At 45.6% G+C, this 17,613-nt stretch carries 14 protein-coding genes; all 14 read right to left on the bottom strand.

Going from position 1 to position 17,613, the window contains the following annotated elements:
• Positions 1–197: 197 nt before the first annotated feature.
• The 14 genes from PGQ33_RS12605 to PGQ33_RS12540 all read right to left on the bottom strand — a co-directional run bounded on the left by PGQ33_RS12605 (position 198) and on the right by PGQ33_RS12540 (position 17,594).
• Positions 198–1,220 carry a sensor histidine kinase gene (locus PGQ33_RS12605; protein ID WP_117824263.1) on the bottom strand — a complete coding sequence of 341 codons (1,023 nt, stop codon included), beginning with the start codon at positions 1,218–1,220 and terminating at the stop codon, positions 198–200.
• Positions 1,217–1,888, bottom strand: coding sequence for a response regulator transcription factor (locus tag PGQ33_RS12600; RefSeq protein ID WP_270205841.1), 672 nt, complete (start codon positions 1,886–1,888; stop codon positions 1,217–1,219). Before PGQ33_RS12600 ends, PGQ33_RS12605 begins: the two co-directional genes overlap by 4 nt.
• Before the next feature lie 15 nt (positions 1,889–1,903).
• Entirely contained in the window at positions 1,904–2,779 is an 876-nt protein-coding gene (locus PGQ33_RS12595) for a YitT family protein (RefSeq protein WP_022220447.1), read from the bottom strand.
• A gap of 252 nt (positions 2,780–3,031) precedes the next feature.
• Positions 3,032–3,289, bottom strand: coding sequence for a hypothetical protein (locus PGQ33_RS12590; RefSeq protein ID WP_256171008.1), 258 nt, complete (start codon positions 3,287–3,289; stop codon positions 3,032–3,034).
• A 39-nt stretch (positions 3,290–3,328) separates the two neighbouring features.
• On the bottom strand, positions 3,329–4,399 hold the full coding sequence (rsmH, locus tag PGQ33_RS12585; protein WP_117824261.1) for a 16S rRNA (cytosine(1402)-N(4))-methyltransferase RsmH: 1,071 nt from the start codon (positions 4,397–4,399) through the stop codon (positions 3,329–3,331).
• Positions 4,400–5,399: 1,000 nt separating this feature from the next.
• Positions 5,400–6,128, bottom strand: a complete 729-nt coding sequence (locus PGQ33_RS12580; RefSeq protein ID WP_242655666.1) for a DUF5597 domain-containing protein — start codon at positions 6,126–6,128, stop codon at positions 5,400–5,402.
• Complete coding sequence (locus tag PGQ33_RS12575) at positions 6,052–6,516, bottom strand: beta-galactosidase (protein ID WP_015520311.1); 465 nt, start codon at positions 6,514–6,516, stop codon at positions 6,052–6,054. The genes PGQ33_RS12580 and PGQ33_RS12575 overlap by 77 nt, the downstream gene beginning before the upstream one ends.
• A gap of 27 nt (positions 6,517–6,543) precedes the next feature.
• Positions 6,544–6,684, bottom strand: coding sequence for a hypothetical protein (locus PGQ33_RS12570; protein ID WP_006859593.1), 141 nt, complete (start codon positions 6,682–6,684; stop codon positions 6,544–6,546).
• 55 nt (positions 6,685–6,739) lie between these two features.
• Complete coding sequence (locus PGQ33_RS12565; protein ID WP_270205840.1) at positions 6,740–9,211, bottom strand: glycoside hydrolase family 3 protein; 2,472 nt, start codon at positions 9,209–9,211, stop codon at positions 6,740–6,742.
• 71 nt (positions 9,212–9,282) lie between these two features.
• A complete protein-coding gene (locus tag PGQ33_RS12560; RefSeq protein ID WP_117834689.1) occupies positions 9,283–11,742 on the bottom strand; it encodes a glycoside hydrolase family 3 N-terminal domain-containing protein in 2,460 nt (819 codons plus the stop codon).
• Between the two features lie 16 nt (positions 11,743–11,758).
• Entirely contained in the window at positions 11,759–12,001 is a 243-nt protein-coding gene (locus PGQ33_RS12555; RefSeq protein WP_242999972.1) for a hypothetical protein, read from the bottom strand.
• On the bottom strand, positions 11,971–13,647 hold the full coding sequence (locus tag PGQ33_RS12550; RefSeq protein ID WP_270205839.1) for a family 78 glycoside hydrolase catalytic domain: 1,677 nt from the start codon (positions 13,645–13,647) through the stop codon (positions 11,971–11,973). The genes PGQ33_RS12555 and PGQ33_RS12550 overlap by 31 nt, the downstream gene beginning before the upstream one ends.
• 88 nt (positions 13,648–13,735) lie before the next feature.
• On the bottom strand, positions 13,736–15,166 hold the full coding sequence (locus tag PGQ33_RS12545; protein WP_006859599.1) for an MFS transporter: 1,431 nt from the start codon (positions 15,164–15,166) through the stop codon (positions 13,736–13,738).
• Positions 15,167–15,257: 91 nt separating this feature from the next.
• A complete protein-coding gene (locus PGQ33_RS12540) occupies positions 15,258–17,594 on the bottom strand; it encodes a GH36-type glycosyl hydrolase domain-containing protein (protein WP_055160585.1) in 2,337 nt (778 codons plus the stop codon).
• Positions 17,595–17,613: the final 19 nt, after the last annotated feature.

Here is a 17,613-nt window from a genome sequence, read left to right as displayed (position 1 = left end):
ATGTTCGGCAATGGCCTCCATGATTCCTGTGTTTCATCTCCATTGCACAAACATGGAATTTTCCATATTTATTTTTTCTGGCGGCTGTTTTGTTCAAATGGATAAACTTTTTGCAACTGATAGATCCTTACCCAAAAGTAAATCATAGTTCTGTTCCGTTGTTGGAAGTTTTTTCGTTTTTGTACCAATAGACTCCATTACTCTATTCGTCTGGATTCACGGTCAAAGTTTAGATATACTTTTGTTCCTTTTTCTGGTTTTGATTCAATCCAGATAGTATGATGGAGACGATCTATGATTGTCTTACAGAGATATAATCCTATTCCAGTGGATTTTTTATTCGCTCTTCCATTGTAGCCGGTAAAGCCTTTTTCGAAGATTCTTGGGAGGTCCTCTTCTGCAATGCCAATTCCGTTATCGGAGATCACCAGAGTTTTTTCTTCTGTGTAGATTGATATTTCTCCGCCTCTTGCGTATTTAACTGCATTGGAGAGAATTTGTTCGATGACGAAGGTCAGCCACTTTTCATCGGTCAGGATCTTCTGATCCTGGATTTCAAGGTGAAGTCTTGTCCTGGTCATGATGAACATCTGGGAATATTTGCGGACTGCCTGGCGGACGATTTCTTCCAGGCTGCAGATCCGGAAGGCGTAATCGGAGGTTGCGGAACCCATTCTGAGATAGGTGAGTACCATATCCACATATTGTTCAATCCGGAACACCTCCATTTTCATGCTTCGGGTAAGTTCCTGTGCTTTCGGGCTTTCCTGTACTTCTTCCAGTTCTTCCCCGCTCTGGATCAGGACACCGAGTGCTGCAATTGGAGTCTTGATCTGATGAACCCACATGCTGTAATAATCAGACAGCTCCTGTTTTTCAATCTGCACAGAGGATTCCAGCTCTTTTTTCTCTTCGTAAAGCTGCCGGATCAATTCCTGGTACATTTCGCTTTCCCGGCTTTCTGCCTCCGGAAATCCTCCTGCCTCTGTCCGGATTTTTCCCTGATTTTCTTCCAGTATTCTTTGTCTTTTTTCATATCGTATGAAAACAAGTGTAAACCAGATCACATTCCATAAAATCACCAGAAGGAACGCATATCCTGCAATCTCCACCGGAATTTCATAGATCCAGAAGATGACTGCAAAGAGAATGCCCGAAACAAGAACCGCTATTCTCTCCGGTCTTTTTTCTTTCCAAAATGCCCTTAAAATCTCTGTCATACCAGCATGTACCCGATTCCTTTCTTTGTCCGGATCACATCATGCATTCCGGCTTCCTCCAGCTTTTTCCGAAGTCTCGCCACATTTACTGTAAGTGTATTATCATCGATGAATTCGTCACTTTCCCAGAGGCTGGTCATGATCGCATCTCTGGTCACAAATTTTCCTGCGCTCTCAAAAAACATCTGACAGATCTTGAACTCATTCTTGGTGAGTTCAATCTTCTGCCCGGCTATTGTAAGTGATGCATCTCCCAGATTCAGCAGCATTTCTCCATGCTCAATGATATTTGCCGTTCCCTGAAGTGCATATGCTCTTCTGAGCACCGCCTGCACCTTTGCTGTCACTACATTCAGATCAAACGGCTTCTCGATAAACTCATCTCCGCCCATGTTCATTGCCATCACGATATTCATGTTGTCATTCATCGATGACAGAAAGATGATCGGCACATTGGACAGCTTCCGGATCTCCTGGCACCAGTAGAATCCGTTGTAAAACGGAAGCCCGATATCCAGGATTACAAGCTGTGGATCTGTCTTTTTAAATTCTTCCATTACATTTTTGAAATCACGTACACATACTGTCTTATAATTCCACTTTTTCAAATGCGATGCCAGCCGCTTTGCGATCGTGTTATCGTCTTCAACAATCAGTATTTTATACATTTATTCCTGACTCTCCTAAACTCTCTTCTGGAAGTTTCCGTACACCTTAACCCCTTCATCTACCGTAGTAAATGCTTCCGGATCCAGTAAATACACCATGTTCAGGATATCTTCTACTTCAAATTTATTCACGATCGTCACCAGAACATAATTGTGTTCACTCGTAAATGCACCTTCACCATTCCACTGCGTAACACCACGTCCGGTTTCTTTCATGATTGCCTCTGCGATTCCCTTCTTCTTCGTGAAAATCAGCATTCTCACATTGATGTTCTGAAAATGCATCCTGTCCAGAGTTACCGTGTAAAAGAACAGGTAGACGACCGAATAAATCACCGTTGAGATATCAAAAACTAAAAGATAAATGGCATACAGTATCAGATTGAAGATGGTTCCCAGTTTTCCAACGGACATTCCCGCATATTTTTTCGCCATCCAGATACCGATAACCTCGATTCCACCACCGCTTCCTTTTGCCGTCAGCATGATTCCGATTCCGGCTCCGGTTACAACACCACCGATGATGATTCCAATGACCGGATCAGCAATCACTGCTGTTGCCGGAGTTGGTACGATTGAAGTAAATAAACTGATTCCTACCGTTCCAAGGATTGTATTTATAAAAAATGTCTTTCCGATTTTAAACCATGCAATAAATAAAATCGGAATGTTGAGCAGTAAATAAATGATACCATACAGGTTCAGACCTGCAATTTCCTTAATCCCGATCTGTCCTGCTCCATAACTTAACAGCTGTGCAAGACCAACTGCTCCCCCGCTGTATAAATTCATAGGGATAATAAATACATTCAGACCAACTGCGTAGATCAGACAGCCCACTATGATCCAGACAACCTGCATTCCCCTCTTCTGGGGCAAAAAATTGTTCATACTTTTTCTTTCCTCCTTGCTTCCGTTTTGATACCAGATATTTCATAACTTTTCCATACAGTATATCACGCCGGCATCTGAATTTGTAGACTAAAGTACAAATCGGCTTATAATTTTCTGTTATATATTTTAATCATTTTTCAAATAACAAAAGATGCAGCTCTGTTATCTGTTTTGATAACTTTGCAGCATCTTTCTACTCTTCTTTTTTATCCAACGTGACGCTCAAATCTCTTAAATCCAAGAATATTTTCAATCCGATCCATTGCATCCTTTTTTACTGATATACTCAGCGACTTCCTTCATAGCCTGATAATTATCAATCTGCACACTTCCCATATTACCACTCTTTTCAATCTTACGGTCAATAAATACAACTGGGATTGATAAATCTGCAAGTAGCTTATTACTGGTCGCATAATCCGAACTGACATAAATGATTCCATCTACCATTCTGGATTTTAACACATTCAAAAACTTTTCTTCCTGCACCGCATTATGATCCTTGATTTTTGTTTTGTCAATATTCTAATCAGCCTACACTTACTTTTACTCCGCCTTCACAGCCCAGCGCATCTTCGTAGATCTTGCACGCCCATTCTGTGCACACTCTTCTGCCGAAGGTCGGACTACATCTTTGGCATATTCGGAATAAACTCCCTCGCGATATCCTGCTTTTAAAGCTTTCTTCACCAGTTTGTCTTCTCCTGAATGGAACGTCAGGATCGCTACTCTTCCCCCCGGTTTCAAAGCGCCCGGCAGTTTTTCCATAAATTCATAGAGTACTTCAAATTCATGATTCACGTCAATTCGAAGTGCCTGGAAAGTCCGCTGACAGGTCTTCCTGATGATATCTTTTTTCTCCTTATTTTCCGGAAGGAAAGACAAGGTCTGTTCGATCACCTGACGTAGCTTTGTCGTAGTATCAATCCGGTGTCCTTTCCGGATTTCTTCGGTGATTGCCTTTGCCAGTTCTTCACAATACGGCTCATCCGAATTTTCATATAACATCCCGGCAAGTTCTTCTCTTGAAATTGTATCCAGTCTCTCGGCTGCACTGATCCCTTTTTCCTGATTCAGTCGCAGATCCAGAGGTCCGTCCACTTTGAAAGAAAATCCTCTCTTCGGGTTGTCAATCTGCATGGAAGACACACCCAGATCAGCCAAAATAAAATCAAATCCCCCAACTTCTTTTGCAATCTCATCGATAGTACAAAAGTTCTGAAGACGGATTGTTAAAATATCCTCCCCAAATCCCTGTTCTTCCAGACGTTTTTTTGTCTTTGCAGATTCTTCCGGATCTACATCTGTCGCGTAAATGTGCCCCTTTCCTTCCAGACATTTCAGCATTGCTTTTGTATGTCCGCCATAGCCAAGCGTTGCATCAAATCCCACCTCTCCCGGCTGGATCTTCAAGAAGTCAAGAATTTCCTGCACCATGATCGAAATGTGCATTCCGGCAGGTGTATTTCCTTTCTGAATGACATGTGCAATCATGTCCTGATATTTCTCCGGCTGTAATTCTTTGTATTTTTCTTCAAATTTTCGTGGATATTTTCCCTTGTACCTTGTGCGGCGCTTGTGAACACCTTGTTCAATGTTCTTTTCCTGTTCTGACATACATTGTCTCCTTACTTGTTAATTTATTTTTGGTTTTTTCGAATCTCTGGTCAACTCCATCGATTTTGTTGACTCATTGCCATTTTCTCAACGTTTTCCATATTTTTCTTAATATTATTTTGTTCGACTGTAACTTGAACAGCTGCTACTTTTAACTGACCATCCATTCTACCTTCTTCCTTCAAAATATTAATTTGTTTAAACTCACTATACTCTATCACTCTATCAGCGTAAAGCATTTTTTTACAAATCGCCCTATTTTTGTGCATATACAGTTTTGAGTTGTGCATGTTACATAATTTTTTTACCTATTAACTGAACAAATTTAAGGTTAACCACTGAATAAAGCTATGTTTTCAGGTTGTTTTTCGAGGTGTTATTATAAATATAACATTTTAATCTGGCAGGCTTCTCTCCAAACAGAGTCGTCCCGAGGATGTCAAGTCATTGCTACAAAAAATATGCGGCTTTTTTGCCACAAAATGGCTTAAAACCGCATATTTCTGTATAGAGGACGTTATATAATTGTCACAAAGTAACTGGGGAGGATGTTACGTCATTGTCACAAAATTCTTTCAGTATCATTCCCATCAATTCCTGTACAATGCTTTCTGATTTAATTCTTATCAGATTATCCCATGCGTCCACTTTGCCTAACAAATTCATTTTTTCTATCAAAAATCAGATAAAAATCTGTATTCCCATAGCATCTATTTTCTGGCTTTGTTAGAATTACACTTACTTTTGCTCTCTGCAGTCTCTTTGTCCATTCCGCAACCAGAATCCCGAACTGTCACACAGACAACATTTTCTTTCACTTCCGATATAAAACATTAAACTACCTGGGAAAAATTGGAACTTCCTCTCCGTTTACATATGCCGCCATCTCATCTCTGATTAACACAATATCTCCAGACGGTTTTCATTTTTCATCTAATGCTGTAATAAACAATTTGCCATACTCCAGTCCTCTGTATATCTCTCTTTAAAGTATAGAAAATTAGTATTTAAATGTCTCTATTCTAAAACATCCCGGCATATTATATAAGACTGATACGATTTTTTCATCGCCGTTCTGTCTCTGCTCACATACCCATTTACCAACATGGAAAGTCCCTGCTTCTTTTGTGAGAAAGTCTACTCTCCTATGATCCCCGGGTTTCGTATGGAAACGGATACTGCACATCATTCCTATGATCAGAAACGTATTTTCATCCAGTTCAAAGACGACTCCTGCGGCTGCCGGTGCACCGTCTGTCCTCGGGAGATACTGTATTTCTATATCATAGTTCTTAAACTTCAGATAGCATCCCTGCTCTCCATCTGACTGTTTCAGAAAACACTTCATATGTTCTGTCCCACGGTATTTCAAGTACAGCGGTCTGATCTCTTCCAGTAGCCGGTACACCTCGCCCAATGTCTCTTTAGTCCCGCTCAGATTAAAGGAAAGCGGATCCAGTTTCAGAGCGTCTATCACTTCTGCCGAAAGATCCGAAGGCTGGTCTGCCCACAGATCTTCCACTCCAAAAGGCGCATAGCATAACGCATGAAAATGCAGGAATGCATAAAGGGCATAGGAAGCTGTAACTGCATCTTTCCGCACTTCGGGGATTAAAAGCGGATTATCCGGCCGGCTGTACGTCTTCATGATGTCAGAGACATATGGCACATAGATGTCCGGACCGATGGTAAAAAGTGAAGGCGCCGCTGCTTTCCATACCCACAGCATATCCTCTACCGGTCCTCCGGACGGATAGGAACCCGGATACCACGGAAACTGCTTCAGCCATACGTTCGTAAAGCAGGGAAGCGGACTCTGCGTTCTTCCAGAGACCGAACCAGAGCAGGATCAATTTCTTTTTATATTTGTCCGCCTGCTTTATAAGCGCATCCACAAGGGTGAAATCAAACTTTCCTTCTTCCGGCTCCAGCGTTTCCCAATACACCGGCACAATCAGCGTATTCAGATTACTCTGCTCCATCTTCTCCCAGATTTCTATTTCCATCCTTTCCGGATCATACGCAGCGGAATTATGTACCTCGCCTGCAAATGCCTGAAAGGGTTGACCGTCTACATATAATGTAGAAATTCCGTTGTCATTTCTTATCTCTGCCATGTGCTTCATTCCATTATTTTCCTTTCTTTAGAAAAGAATCTTAGTACGGGCAAGCCAAAGGCGTATTCCACTTATAAGCGCAGAAATCCCAACTGCGATCGCAAATGCTCCTGCCACGATATTCATGATTCCTGAACTTTTCACTGTATGATACATTTTTTCTTCCATATACCTACCTGTTTCATCTACATCCTATTATCACATTTACTCGTTACCCTAACCATCAATCTGCCAGCCTGATTCTCTTTATCATAATCAGCAGATGACGCACTGCCTGTTCCAATTCTTCTCTCGTCACTCTGCCTTCTTCGTATCCTTTTAATATCTGGCGGATTACCGGAGGACCGCCGGGCATTACGATATCGTTTCCTGCCGCAACAGCGTCCGCGCCGTCCACAACCATATCCATATCTCCCCAATCCGTTACAACAGCCCCTTCAAATCCCCATTCCTCACGCAGGATATGTGTGCACAGGTCATGGCTGCCGCCGGAAAATGACCCGTTGATCTTATTGAAGGAGGTCATGATGCATGCGATCCCGGCATCTTTGACTAACATCTCGAACGGCTTTAAATACTGTTCTCTAAGTGCCCTTTCTGTCAGGATTGAGTCCACTGCATCTACATTTTTCCCTGCATTTCCGCGGCGGAATGTCTCCTGCTCATTTGCCGCGAAGTGCTTCGGGCACACAATAACCGGACGGCTATTCTGTACGCCTTTTGTAATCTCGCAGGCACAGACTCCCGTCAGGTACGGGTCTTCAGAAAAATATTCAAAATTTCTTCCGCACAGCGGATTCCTGTGGAGATTCACAGCAGGAGCAAGCCAGACATTCACCTGCTGTTCTTCACATTCTTTCCCTACTGCATCTCCAAACATCTGCCACAGTTTTTTGTCAAAGGAGCACGCAATGAGCATCTCTGTTGGCCATGCAACACCGCCAATCCCGGCAGGGCCGTCTTTATAGAAAATGGACTTGATTCCTTTTTCTGCAATCGCCGGAGAAACATATCCCGGATATCCTGTCGGGTGGCTGTTTGTTGTAATCGGTTTTCCTTCGTCATCGAAAATCGTAGCCGGATCACTGCGATCACCCACAGCCGCAAAAGGAGTCCCCGGTCCATAACCCACGCAGAGAGAAGCGAGTTCTTCGATGGACAGCTCCGGCAGACTTTGCTGCGCTTCTTTTTCAGCCTGTATACTCTCCCCTCCTGCAAGAATATCCTCTCCCGTTACAGAAATTACCGCCGTCTCGGTCACGCCTCCATCAGGTTTTTTCTCATATACGTCTTCCGGCTGACACTCTGTGCAGTCTTTCTGTGTCAGGAACAAAAGTTTTCCTCTGTTGCATCCCGAGATAGCCAGACGGTTCGCACACTGTTCTGTAATGACTGTATCCCGCAGGCATACCATTCCCACCGTAAAGGTGTCTCTTGATGATTTTCCCATCTTCAGGAGATAATCGCCTGACTCGATGATCCAAGCGGCTCTTTCCTCATCATAAACCGCCAGTTCTCTCCATGGGATCCAGATCTTAACCTGCTCTTTTTCACCCGGAGCGAGGTCAGACGTTTTCTCGAATCCCTTCAATTCCTGATAAGGACGCTCCACGCCCTCTGCTGGATATACCTTAGACAGATAAACCTGGATTACCTCTTTCCCCGACATTTCCCCAATATTTTTCACATCGGCTGTCACCATAATACCGCCGTTTTGCTTCTTGACCAATGCATCGCTGATTGCAAATGCAGTGTAAGATAGTCCATAACCAAAGGGGTAAAGCACCTGTTTTCCGAATGTATCGAAATAACGATATCCAGTATAAATATCTTCCCAATACACGGTTACCGGACTCTTCATAAAACCTGTACTTCCGTTTTCTTCTGGCGAAAGGCCGTAACTCTCATAGTCCAGAATATTCTCCAGATGCTCCTTATCCCACGAGAAATGATCTGCCGACGGATAATCTTCATAGTGTTCCGCTATAGTCACCGCCAGTTTCCCGGAAGGATTAATCTCCCCTGTCAAAATGCCAGCCAGCGCAGAAGCCCCTTCTTCCCCCGGGATTCCAATAAACAGAAGGCTTTTTATGCTCGCATATTTTTTCATCCACGACAGATCAATCAGTCCGTTTACATTCAGGACTATCACTACATTAGCAAAATGGGTACAAATATCCTTTAACAGGCTTTCTTCTGATCTGGTCAGGTAATAATCCTCCGGCAGATGACGGTCACACTCTTCTCCACCGGAGTTTCTGCCGATCACGAAGATTGCTGTGTCTGTTTTTTCCGCCGCCTGAAAGATAAGTGTCTCCGGCACATCATATTCATCAAGCGGAGCCTTGTATTTCCCAAATATTTCGTACATGATTCCGCTGTTTACCATTTCGCTGACCTTCGTCCAGTCAAACTCATCCTCTTCCGTTACCTGTTCTGCACTTGCTTTATACTCATAAAATTCTTTCAGCAGCGATTCAGGTTTTATCCCTCTCTTTTCACATTCTTCCAGAATTGTGCCGCACCCGGCTATATTAGCACCACCGGATCCATTTCCGGAATACAAAGTGCCTATCTGTGTCCTTCCGAAAAATGCAATCTCTTTCTTCTCTTTTAAAGGGAGTATATAATCCGCATTTTTAAGCAGAACAATCGATTCTTCTGCTATTTTTCTGGCAATCTTTTTTTTATCCATTTTTTATCCTCTCCTGTTTTCTCATTTCCTGCCGAACCTGACAGCCGGTCTGCTGTATAAATCTAACGGATTTATAGTCTTACTTCCCGTGCTTTCGCATAAAATGCCCTTTCCATTCCATTGATCCATTTATCTTCTGTGATTCGGTATGTTCCTTTTAACCGGATATCCTCAGAAGAACTTCCAATTTCTGCATCTATATCCCCTTTTTCCACCTTCCAGCGCATCTGCCTGTCAAGAAATGCTGACTGATCCGCCTGCACTGTAAATGTGACCCGCACTTTTTCTTCCGGCTCCATATGGATCCGCTTAAATCCGGCAAGCTCTTTCACCGGACGTGTCATACTTGCGAATCTGTCCCTGAGATAAAGCTGTACTACCTCATCCCCGGCACAGTTTCCTGCATTCTTTACCACACAGCTAATCTGTACCGATTCTTCTGCTCCAATCTCTGCTGCCGATATATGAATTTCTGAATACTCAAACCGTGTATAAGACAATCCATGCCCGAAGCAATATCGCGGTGTATGGGGAAGATCCACATAGTTGACAAATCCGATACTCTCCTGCTGGTGCCATGCAGAACCGTTCGGGTGATTATAATAAATTGGAATCTGTCCGGCGTGATATGCCACGGATACCGGCAGCTTACCGCCCGGGTTATATGCACCCAGCAGGACATCCGCCACAGCCTGCGCTCCCGTTTCCGCTGGGTTCCAGGCTTCTATGATGGCATCCAGATATTGGTCTGCTGTGTCACTGGAGATTGGTCTTCCATCAAAATGAACCCCAATCAAAGGCTTACCACATGCAGCGGCAGCCTGAATAAATGCATCCTGACATTCCGGCAGATTGATGTCGGCAGCGTCCACACCTTCGCCCATGGTCGCCATAGAGCATGTGCCGTGCTTTCCTCCCAGAGTCAGGATCACAGCATCTGCTTCCCTGACTGCCTGCAGCGCTTCTTCAAATCTGCCCTGATCCTTTCCGGCAACCGGATACCCGTATGCATACAGAATCTCCGTGTCTGTCATCCGCTCCTTCAGTTCTTCTAACAGGCTTCTGCAGGCCGGCTTCTGCAGGCGCAGGATATCATCAAAAAGCTCCGCTTCGTCTGACTGGATCTTTGTACCTGGGACATAATTCACCGGCTCACCATTTGGCAGCATTGCTCCGCTGATCTGCCCGGACTCCGGGCTGCCCTCTACCCCTGCGATGGAGCTTGCGACAGCGTAGACCGACTCCATCATGCACAGATGGGTATATCCGCCGAAGAACTTTCGGGCACAGTCTGCATGAGGCCCGATCAGGGCAAGCTTCTTTATCTTACCTGACAAAGGAAGTATCCCGTTGTTTTTCAGGAGTACCATGGACTCTCTTGCTGACCGGAAAGATAACTCCGCCCCCTCTTTCTCTTCAAAAATCTTTTGACAGGACTCACCATCCATGGCGAACGGATGCTCAAACAGACCCATGCGGAACTTGGCTTCCAACACCCGCAGAACGGTCCGGTCCAACAGTTCTGTATCCGCCTGCCCGCTTCGGAACATTTCTTTGAGTTCTTCTCCATATCCGGTCGCTTTCGGCATCTCTATGTCCATCCCTGCTTCCATGGCAAGAAGCCCTGTTTCTCCGATAGTCTCCCCGATTCGCTGGACCTCGTGGGCATTGTTAATGCCGCCGTAGTCGCTGACACACAGACCGTCAAACCCCATCTTTTCTCTGAGAAGTTCCGTGAGCAGCCTGTGTGAAACGGAAGCCGGCTCGCCATCGATAGAATTATAACAGGGCATGACCCCTTTCAGCTCGGATTCAGAAATCGCAGACTGGAAAGGCTTGCCGTATATTTCTTCCATGAGCCGGGACGGCGTATCACTGTTCGTTCCGTGAATACCGCCCTGTGAATTGTGAAATCCGAGAAAATGCTTGGCGACACTTTCCGGTCTTCTTCCGCCTGCCTCTGTTGTCTGGATTCCTTTCGTATATGCCGCTCCCAGAGCTGCCGCCAGAGCCGGGTCTTCCCCGTAGGTCTCTCCCTGTCTTCCCATGCGGGAATCCCTTGAAATATCCAGCACCGGAGCCAGAATGTGAGTGATGCCGCAGGCTGCTTCCTGTTTTGCCACCACTTTGGCTATCTTCTCTTCCAGCTCCGGATCCCATCCTGAGCCTCTGGCGATTCCGGATGGGAAACTGGTTCCTTCCTGAATAAATGCTCCGCACAGTCCCTCCATATGAAAGATTGCCGGGATATGATGAGGGCTTTGTCTCATCACAGTCTCCTGCATCTTCCTCTGCCATCCGGCGGCCTCTTCCAGCGTGCCTATCCTGCGCATTTCCAGAGTACTCACCTGTCCAATCCCGTAAGGCATCTCCAAAGCCTGCTGTTCCATATCATCATAGCTGTCACCAAATGGGAAAATGCAGCCAAGCTGCGCCATCTTCTCGTCTAAAGTCATTTCTTCGAGAAGTGCCCGTGCCCGTTCAGCCGGGGTTCTCTCGGTGTCTGTATATTTTACCTTCTGCTGTACCATTTACTTTCTTCTCCTTTTACATCTGCGCATTCAATTCTTTTAGTACGGCTTCATAAACCGCTTTTACCTCTGGGGCAGAGCTGATTCCTTCAGCCAGAGTCATTTGCCTTGCATACTCGATCATTGGATTGTGTACAAGCTCCGGCAGCATCTCTTCCATCATCTTCATGCCAAGAGGTTCGTCCAGAATCTCTCCCAGTGTACTGTCCAGAGTGAATTTCAGCTCTTTTAAACTTGTGTTTGTGTCATATTCATACACATATGTTCCCGATCCCACCTCTCCCAAAGCGTCGTCGCGCCCTTATTCACAGCATACAGCCATGATGGCAGATCCTCTCTCATAAACAGGAGTCCGGCCGTATCATGCGCTTTTTTCTCAGACAAGACATGACATAAATACGGCGTCCCTACAAATCCTGTGGTCAAATGATTCTGATGATCTTCTATATTGCTCACCAGCATTTGTACTATATTTTCCCTATCCTTTTCATATGCCAGGTTAAAATAGAGAGACAGCGCGCATGCAGTCTGAGTCTCGCTGACGATCCTGCCTCTTGCGGTGTAATATTCTTTCCTGAAAGAGTCCAGCGTCTTTTCACGGAGCACTTCATAATATGCCGCCTCTCCATATTTTCCCAGCACATGAGCCGTCTTTGCCACAAGCTCTGTGACATATATATAGTAAGCGTTTGCCACAAAGTAAACATCTGTAGCTCCAACGCTTTTATCTCCCATTTCACGATCCAGTGCCAGCCAGTCGCCATACTGGTAATTGGTCATCCACAGCCCGTTTTCATTTACATGATTGTGAATATAATCTACCCACTCGTGCATACATTTCCATGATTCTTCTAAAATACGTGTGTCTCCATACATCTGGTAGACTACCCATGGTATGATCACTGCAGCATCGCTCCACGCCGCAGAACTGTAAGTTCCCTGTATGTCCGGTACTATATGAGGCACTCCCCGTTCCAGTGAAGACGCCGCCGATATATCCCTCATCCATTTTGTAAAAAACAGAGCCGTCTCCCGGTTGAACGCTGCTGTCCATGAGAATACCTGCGCATCTCCCATCCATCCAAGCCGCTCATCCCTTTGAGGACAGTCGGAGGGGATATCAAAGAAATTATCACGCAGACTCCAGGAAATATTGCTCTGAAGCTGGTTCACTTTTTCATTGGAACATCGGAACTCTCCGGTCTTTCTCATGTTCGAATGCATTACGCAGGCTGTAAACATCTCAGGTTGGGGATTCTCTATTCCCTCCACGGCAGCATACCGGAAACCATGAAATGTAAAGTGGGGCATCAAAACCTGTTCTTCCCCGTTTAGGATATAGGTGTCCTCGGATTTTGCCGTCCGCAGAGTGTCCGGGTAAAATACACCGTCCTGATCCAGAGTCTCCGCATGGCGGACAGTGATTTTCTGGCCTTTTTCTCCCCGGATTCTGATTTCTACAAGACCTGTAAGGTTCTGGCCGAAATCTACAAGTATATTCCCTTTGGAATCCGTGAAAACCCTCTTTGCCTTCAAGTGCTCAGTCACCCGCACCGGTTCATTTAGCTGCGGCGTCAATACAGTCGGATGAAATACGGCTTCTGGCACGGCAGATACTTTTCCCTCTCTGATATCAGGGGCATTTGTATCAATTGTCTCTCCCATGTAAATCTCACTGTAACGAATCTGACCGGTACGCACATGCCATGTCTCGTCCGTAGTAATTACCTCTTCTGTCCCGTCTGTATAACGCACATGAAGTTCTGCCCAAACAGCAGTTCGATCCCCATACCGTTCCGGCTTACAGTCAAAGCTGAGAATCCCTTTATACCAGCCGTTGCCCACTGTCAATTCCAGGACATTTTCCTGCCCTGTCCCTATTACTATTTTCCGCCTATAACTCAAGCCGGCGCTCCGATTCCGACGGAAGCGCCGGCTCTCATAATTACAATGTTTCTTTCAGCTTTGCCTGCTTCTTGATAATATCTGTTTCTTATTTTTCAATGGTCTTTCCTGCTCTGCGCGCAGCGATTTCCTCGCGCATCTTCGGCAGCTTTTCTTCCAGATCGAATTTCAGGAAGATTACAAACATCACAAGGTTGATCACAACCGGAAGATAATTTGAGAATCCATAGATGGAATATATCATGGATGTACTTGCGACTTCCAGCGTGGCATCATATGCACCGATTGCCAGGAACGCCGACAGTATTGCTGCACCAAGGCCATTTCCAACCTTACTGCCAAAGCCGATTGCTCCGCCCGACATTGCCACCAGCTTCTTATCATATTTCCACTCATTGTAATCAATGGTCATGGATGTCAGCACGCCATACAGACTCATCATCGGAATCTGTACAAAGCTGCCTAATAGACCGGTCACCACACAAACTGTAAAGTTCGTCGGTATAAAGCAGCGAATGCCTGCGAGTATCGCCGCTCCTAAGAGCCCGATGGAGATTGTCCTCTTGATTCCAAGTCCGGCAATAATCGGCTTGGATAAGATGAATCCCACTACGGTAGCCAACATACCTGCTGCTCCGATTATTCCGACCAGATTATCATTTCCGAAAATCCATTTACAGTAGTATATACTGCCAGATGCCGCGATACCGCTCGTAACACTTGTGGTCAAGTTAAAGAGCAGGATGATCACCCAGTATTTATTCTTCAGAAGCATTGTCATTGCTTCTTTGAAAGGAACCGGCTCTTCCTCTTCTTCAGCAGCTCCCTCGGTTTCTTCTTCTTCGTAATCACATGCAAATTTGGCTTTGCGGCCGTTATGGCAGCAGATTGCAAACAGAACAAATACCAGTACACCAAGTACCACGCCGTATTTGATCCATGCGGACTGTGTGCCGCCCAGCATATTTGTCACCGGGATCGTGAGAATGGAGATCAGCATTCCAGCGCCATAATTGGCAACCGCACGGAACAGCCCGATACTTCCTCTCTCGCTCAAGCTTCTGCTTCGTACAGTCATAACTGCCGCAAACGGGGTCGCAATAAAGGTATAAAGACCTGCGGACAATACCAGATTCGTAATCAGCGCGTAGATTACGCCCGGAATCTGTCCTGCCTGAATCGGTACGGTAAACATCAGAACCATAATCAAGGCTGCCGGAATAATCTGTGGCAGGATCCATCTGAAATACTTATGGTCGCCTCCTTTTGAATGATCGATAAAATTCCCCGCAATCACATCCGTGAATGCATCAATCACCTTTGAGATTGCCAATACAATACCAACACTTCCGACAGCTAGTCCTACCTTGTCCGTGTAGAAATAATTGAGCTGTCCGACCAGATTCGCCATCAGCCCTAATGCGAGCTGTCCGCCGAGATCTGCCAAATAATCTCTTTTGCGCATTACGCGCCTTGCGCCCTGCTTGTCGTAACGGGGTGCGTTTTTGTCTTTTGCCATCTTTCCTCTCCTCCTGTATCATTGATGATAGGTTTACTATACTGTTTTTCTATAGATAATTATTGTAAATTAATTTACAAAATTGTAAATTTCATCCTCGTTTTATTAAAACGTCTATCCTATGCTGCTTAGCATCCTGATAGTCTGGTATCAGCCCGGAATCGCAGATTGAACCGTCAGCATAAACCTCGGCTTTTCCATTCTTAATATGTTCGGGATTGCGGATGATAATATGATAATCCGCACCTCTGAAGTATCTCGTCACTTCTGCCTCTTCCCATTCTTCCGGAAAGCAGGGACTGATCCTAAGCCCTTCATAATCCCGTTTTACACCCAGAATACCTTCATACAGCCCCATCATGCACCATGCGGAAGTTCCTGTTGTCCATGACTGATAGGATTTTCCGTAATATCCCGGGTTCGTGGAATAGCAGTTGGTAAATACATAAGGTTCTGCCCCGGACTTCGCCGACGGGTTCTCTTCGCTGTCAGGCATAATCTTTTTCAGCGTTTTCAGTGCCTTTTCTCCCCTGCCCGTACAGCAGTCCATGAGGATCTTAAAGCCGGTAGCATGACAGTACACTCCACCGTTCTCAAAAAGTCCCGGCAGCATACCGGACATCCTTCCCACATGGGCATCATACTCCGGGTACGGCGGCAGATTTAATGGAAAGCCGAAATCCTGCTCCATACTATCAACAGCCTCCAGCACCTGAGAAAGCCTGTCTCCATCCGCGACTCCTGCCAGCACAGCCCATGTTTGTGCGTTCAAATAGATTTTGCTTCCGGCGCTGTCCTGCGTTCCTACGTTTCCCTTGCTGCTTAAGGCTCTCGCATACCATTTCCCATCCCATGCATAGCGGTTGATATCTTCCTTAAGCTGTTCATATTCCTTCTCGATAAATCCGGCATACGCTGTATCGCCCGCATACTCCATCATTCTCTTTAATTCTCTCAGAGCCAGACAGAACTGGTGGGACAGCATCACAGACTCCGCCTCCTGATCATCCGTGATATTTAAGGCGTCATTCCAGTCGGCGAAATAAATCTTCACCAAACCATGCTCCCCTTTATCAAGAATTAAGCGATTAACCGCAGCCTTTACATGTTCCAGAACGGATGCTTTTCCGCCGTCCTGCCATTCAATCTCCGTATCAAGAATTGACAGATCCCCCGTCTCCTTAATCAGCTCGCATACCGCCCAGATGATCCAGAATGGCTGGTCTGAGTAGCGTGTGTCATCATAAGGATACCATGTAAGCACTCCGTGCCCGTCCTGAAACTGATGGCGCAGACATTCCAGGATTTCTTCTTTTGCTTTCTCCTGACGGTAATTCAACAGCGCTACAGAAATCTGCAGGTTGTCACGGACACCTTTCTTTCCTACGATACAGAAATCTGCCTGCTTTTTTACCCAGTTGTTCATCATATGATTAATCTTCTGGTCTGGTGTTTTCACAGACAAAGAGCTAATCTTCTCATAGTTATACGCCTCCGCCTCTGCGAACTCCCGTTCTGTGGATTCTGCATCTGCATACCGCTTTACTGCACTGCATGCCTCTTCACAGGAAGAGCTGATCCCGAATACCACCTGAATCTCTTTCTCCTCTCCCGGCATCAGCGTGATCTTATGCTGCAACACCCCGCCAAGAATGAACAGCGAGGCTTCCGAATTTGTACAGTCTTTTCCCTGCACGACAATATCCGGTCTTTGGAACAGGGCGCAGGCGGAAGCATCCGGTAATGTCAGCGTGCTTGTAGACCCGCAGAACTTTGTCAGGTCACCGTCCCATGCATAAACCGGCTCGGATGAGGCCAGAAACCCATGATACAGTTCATGGGGCGCGAAGGGATGGGCGGAATCACAGTAGATTCCGTTCAGTTCCCGTTTGAATTCTGTCTTCATGCATCGGTACATTTCGTAGTATCTGGGATAAGAGAAGCCTTCCAGATAAAAACTGACCGCAGAGAACATGCTTAACCTTTTCTCCTGCTCTGCTGTATTGCGAAGTTTCAGTGTCCATACCTCATGAAACCCTTTCTTCGGCACGAAAATCCTCCAGGATCCCTCAATTCCATTTTTCTTTGAACAAATCTGCGTGTGCCCGATACTATGTGTACAGCAGTAGTCTTCCACCTCTGTGTTAAGCGGCCCCTTCCCGATATTCCAGCATGTTCCGTCTGCATCATCTCTTAAATATACATATCTGGCATCATCCCGGTTGATCATACACATATCTGCTTTTTCGCTCAGATAATAACTGCGCCCGTGTCCTACCTGCGATATCTGAGCGCAGTAGCGTTCTTCATTCCACAGGTAATTATACCAATAACGCGGTGTTTCCGCATGATAGATCTGGCAGCCGTTCCCGTCCGGCGTAAACTCATACAGACCATTTTCTGCACTTTTCTTTGACTCATAATTCATCTTTCTTTCAATCTCCTGT

Source organism: Coprococcus sp. AM100_B19A (assembly GCF_027662015.1).
GTDB lineage: Bacteria > Bacillota > Clostridia > Lachnospirales > Lachnospiraceae > Allocoprococcus > Allocoprococcus comes.
This window is presented reverse-complemented; position numbering and strand designations above follow the sequence as displayed.

What these genes read in the sequence shown, in the direction of transcription:
- PGQ33_RS12605 (WP_117824263.1), bottom strand. Translation starts at nt 1,220, where the DNA reads ATGACAGAGATTTTAAGGGCATTTTGGAAAGAAAAAAGACCGGAGAGA.
- PGQ33_RS12570 (WP_006859593.1), bottom strand. Translation starts at nt 6,684, where the DNA reads ATGGAAGAAAAAATGTATCATACAGTGAAAAGTTCAGGAATCATGAAT.
- PGQ33_RS12545 (WP_006859599.1), bottom strand. Translation starts at nt 15,166, where the DNA reads ATGGCAAAAGACAAAAACGCACCCCGTTACGACAAGCAGGGCGCAAGG.
- PGQ33_RS12540 (WP_055160585.1), bottom strand. Translation starts at nt 17,594, where the DNA reads ATGAATTATGAGTCAAAGAAAAGTGCAGAAAATGGTCTGTATGAGTTT.
- PGQ33_RS12560 (WP_117834689.1), bottom strand. Translation starts at nt 11,742, where the DNA reads ATGGTACAGCAGAAGGTAAAATATACAGACACCGAGAGAACCCCGGCT.
- rsmH (WP_117824261.1), bottom strand. Translation starts at nt 4,399, where the DNA reads ATGTCAGAACAGGAAAAGAACATTGAACAAGGTGTTCACAAGCGCCGC.
- PGQ33_RS12575 (WP_015520311.1), bottom strand. Translation starts at nt 6,516, where the DNA reads ATGGCAGAGATAAGAAATGACAACGGAATTTCTACATTATATGTAGAC.
- PGQ33_RS12580 (WP_242655666.1), bottom strand. Translation starts at nt 6,128, where the DNA reads ATGCTGTGGGTATGGAAAGCAGCGGCGCCTTCACTTTTTACCATCGGT.
- PGQ33_RS12565 (WP_270205840.1), bottom strand. Translation starts at nt 9,211, where the DNA reads ATGGATAAAAAAAAGATTGCCAGAAAAATAGCAGAAGAATCGATTGTT.
- PGQ33_RS12600 (WP_270205841.1), bottom strand. Translation starts at nt 1,888, where the DNA reads ATGTATAAAATACTGATTGTTGAAGACGATAACACGATCGCAAAGCGG.
- PGQ33_RS12595 (WP_022220447.1), bottom strand. Translation starts at nt 2,779, where the DNA reads ATGAACAATTTTTTGCCCCAGAAGAGGGGAATGCAGGTTGTCTGGATC.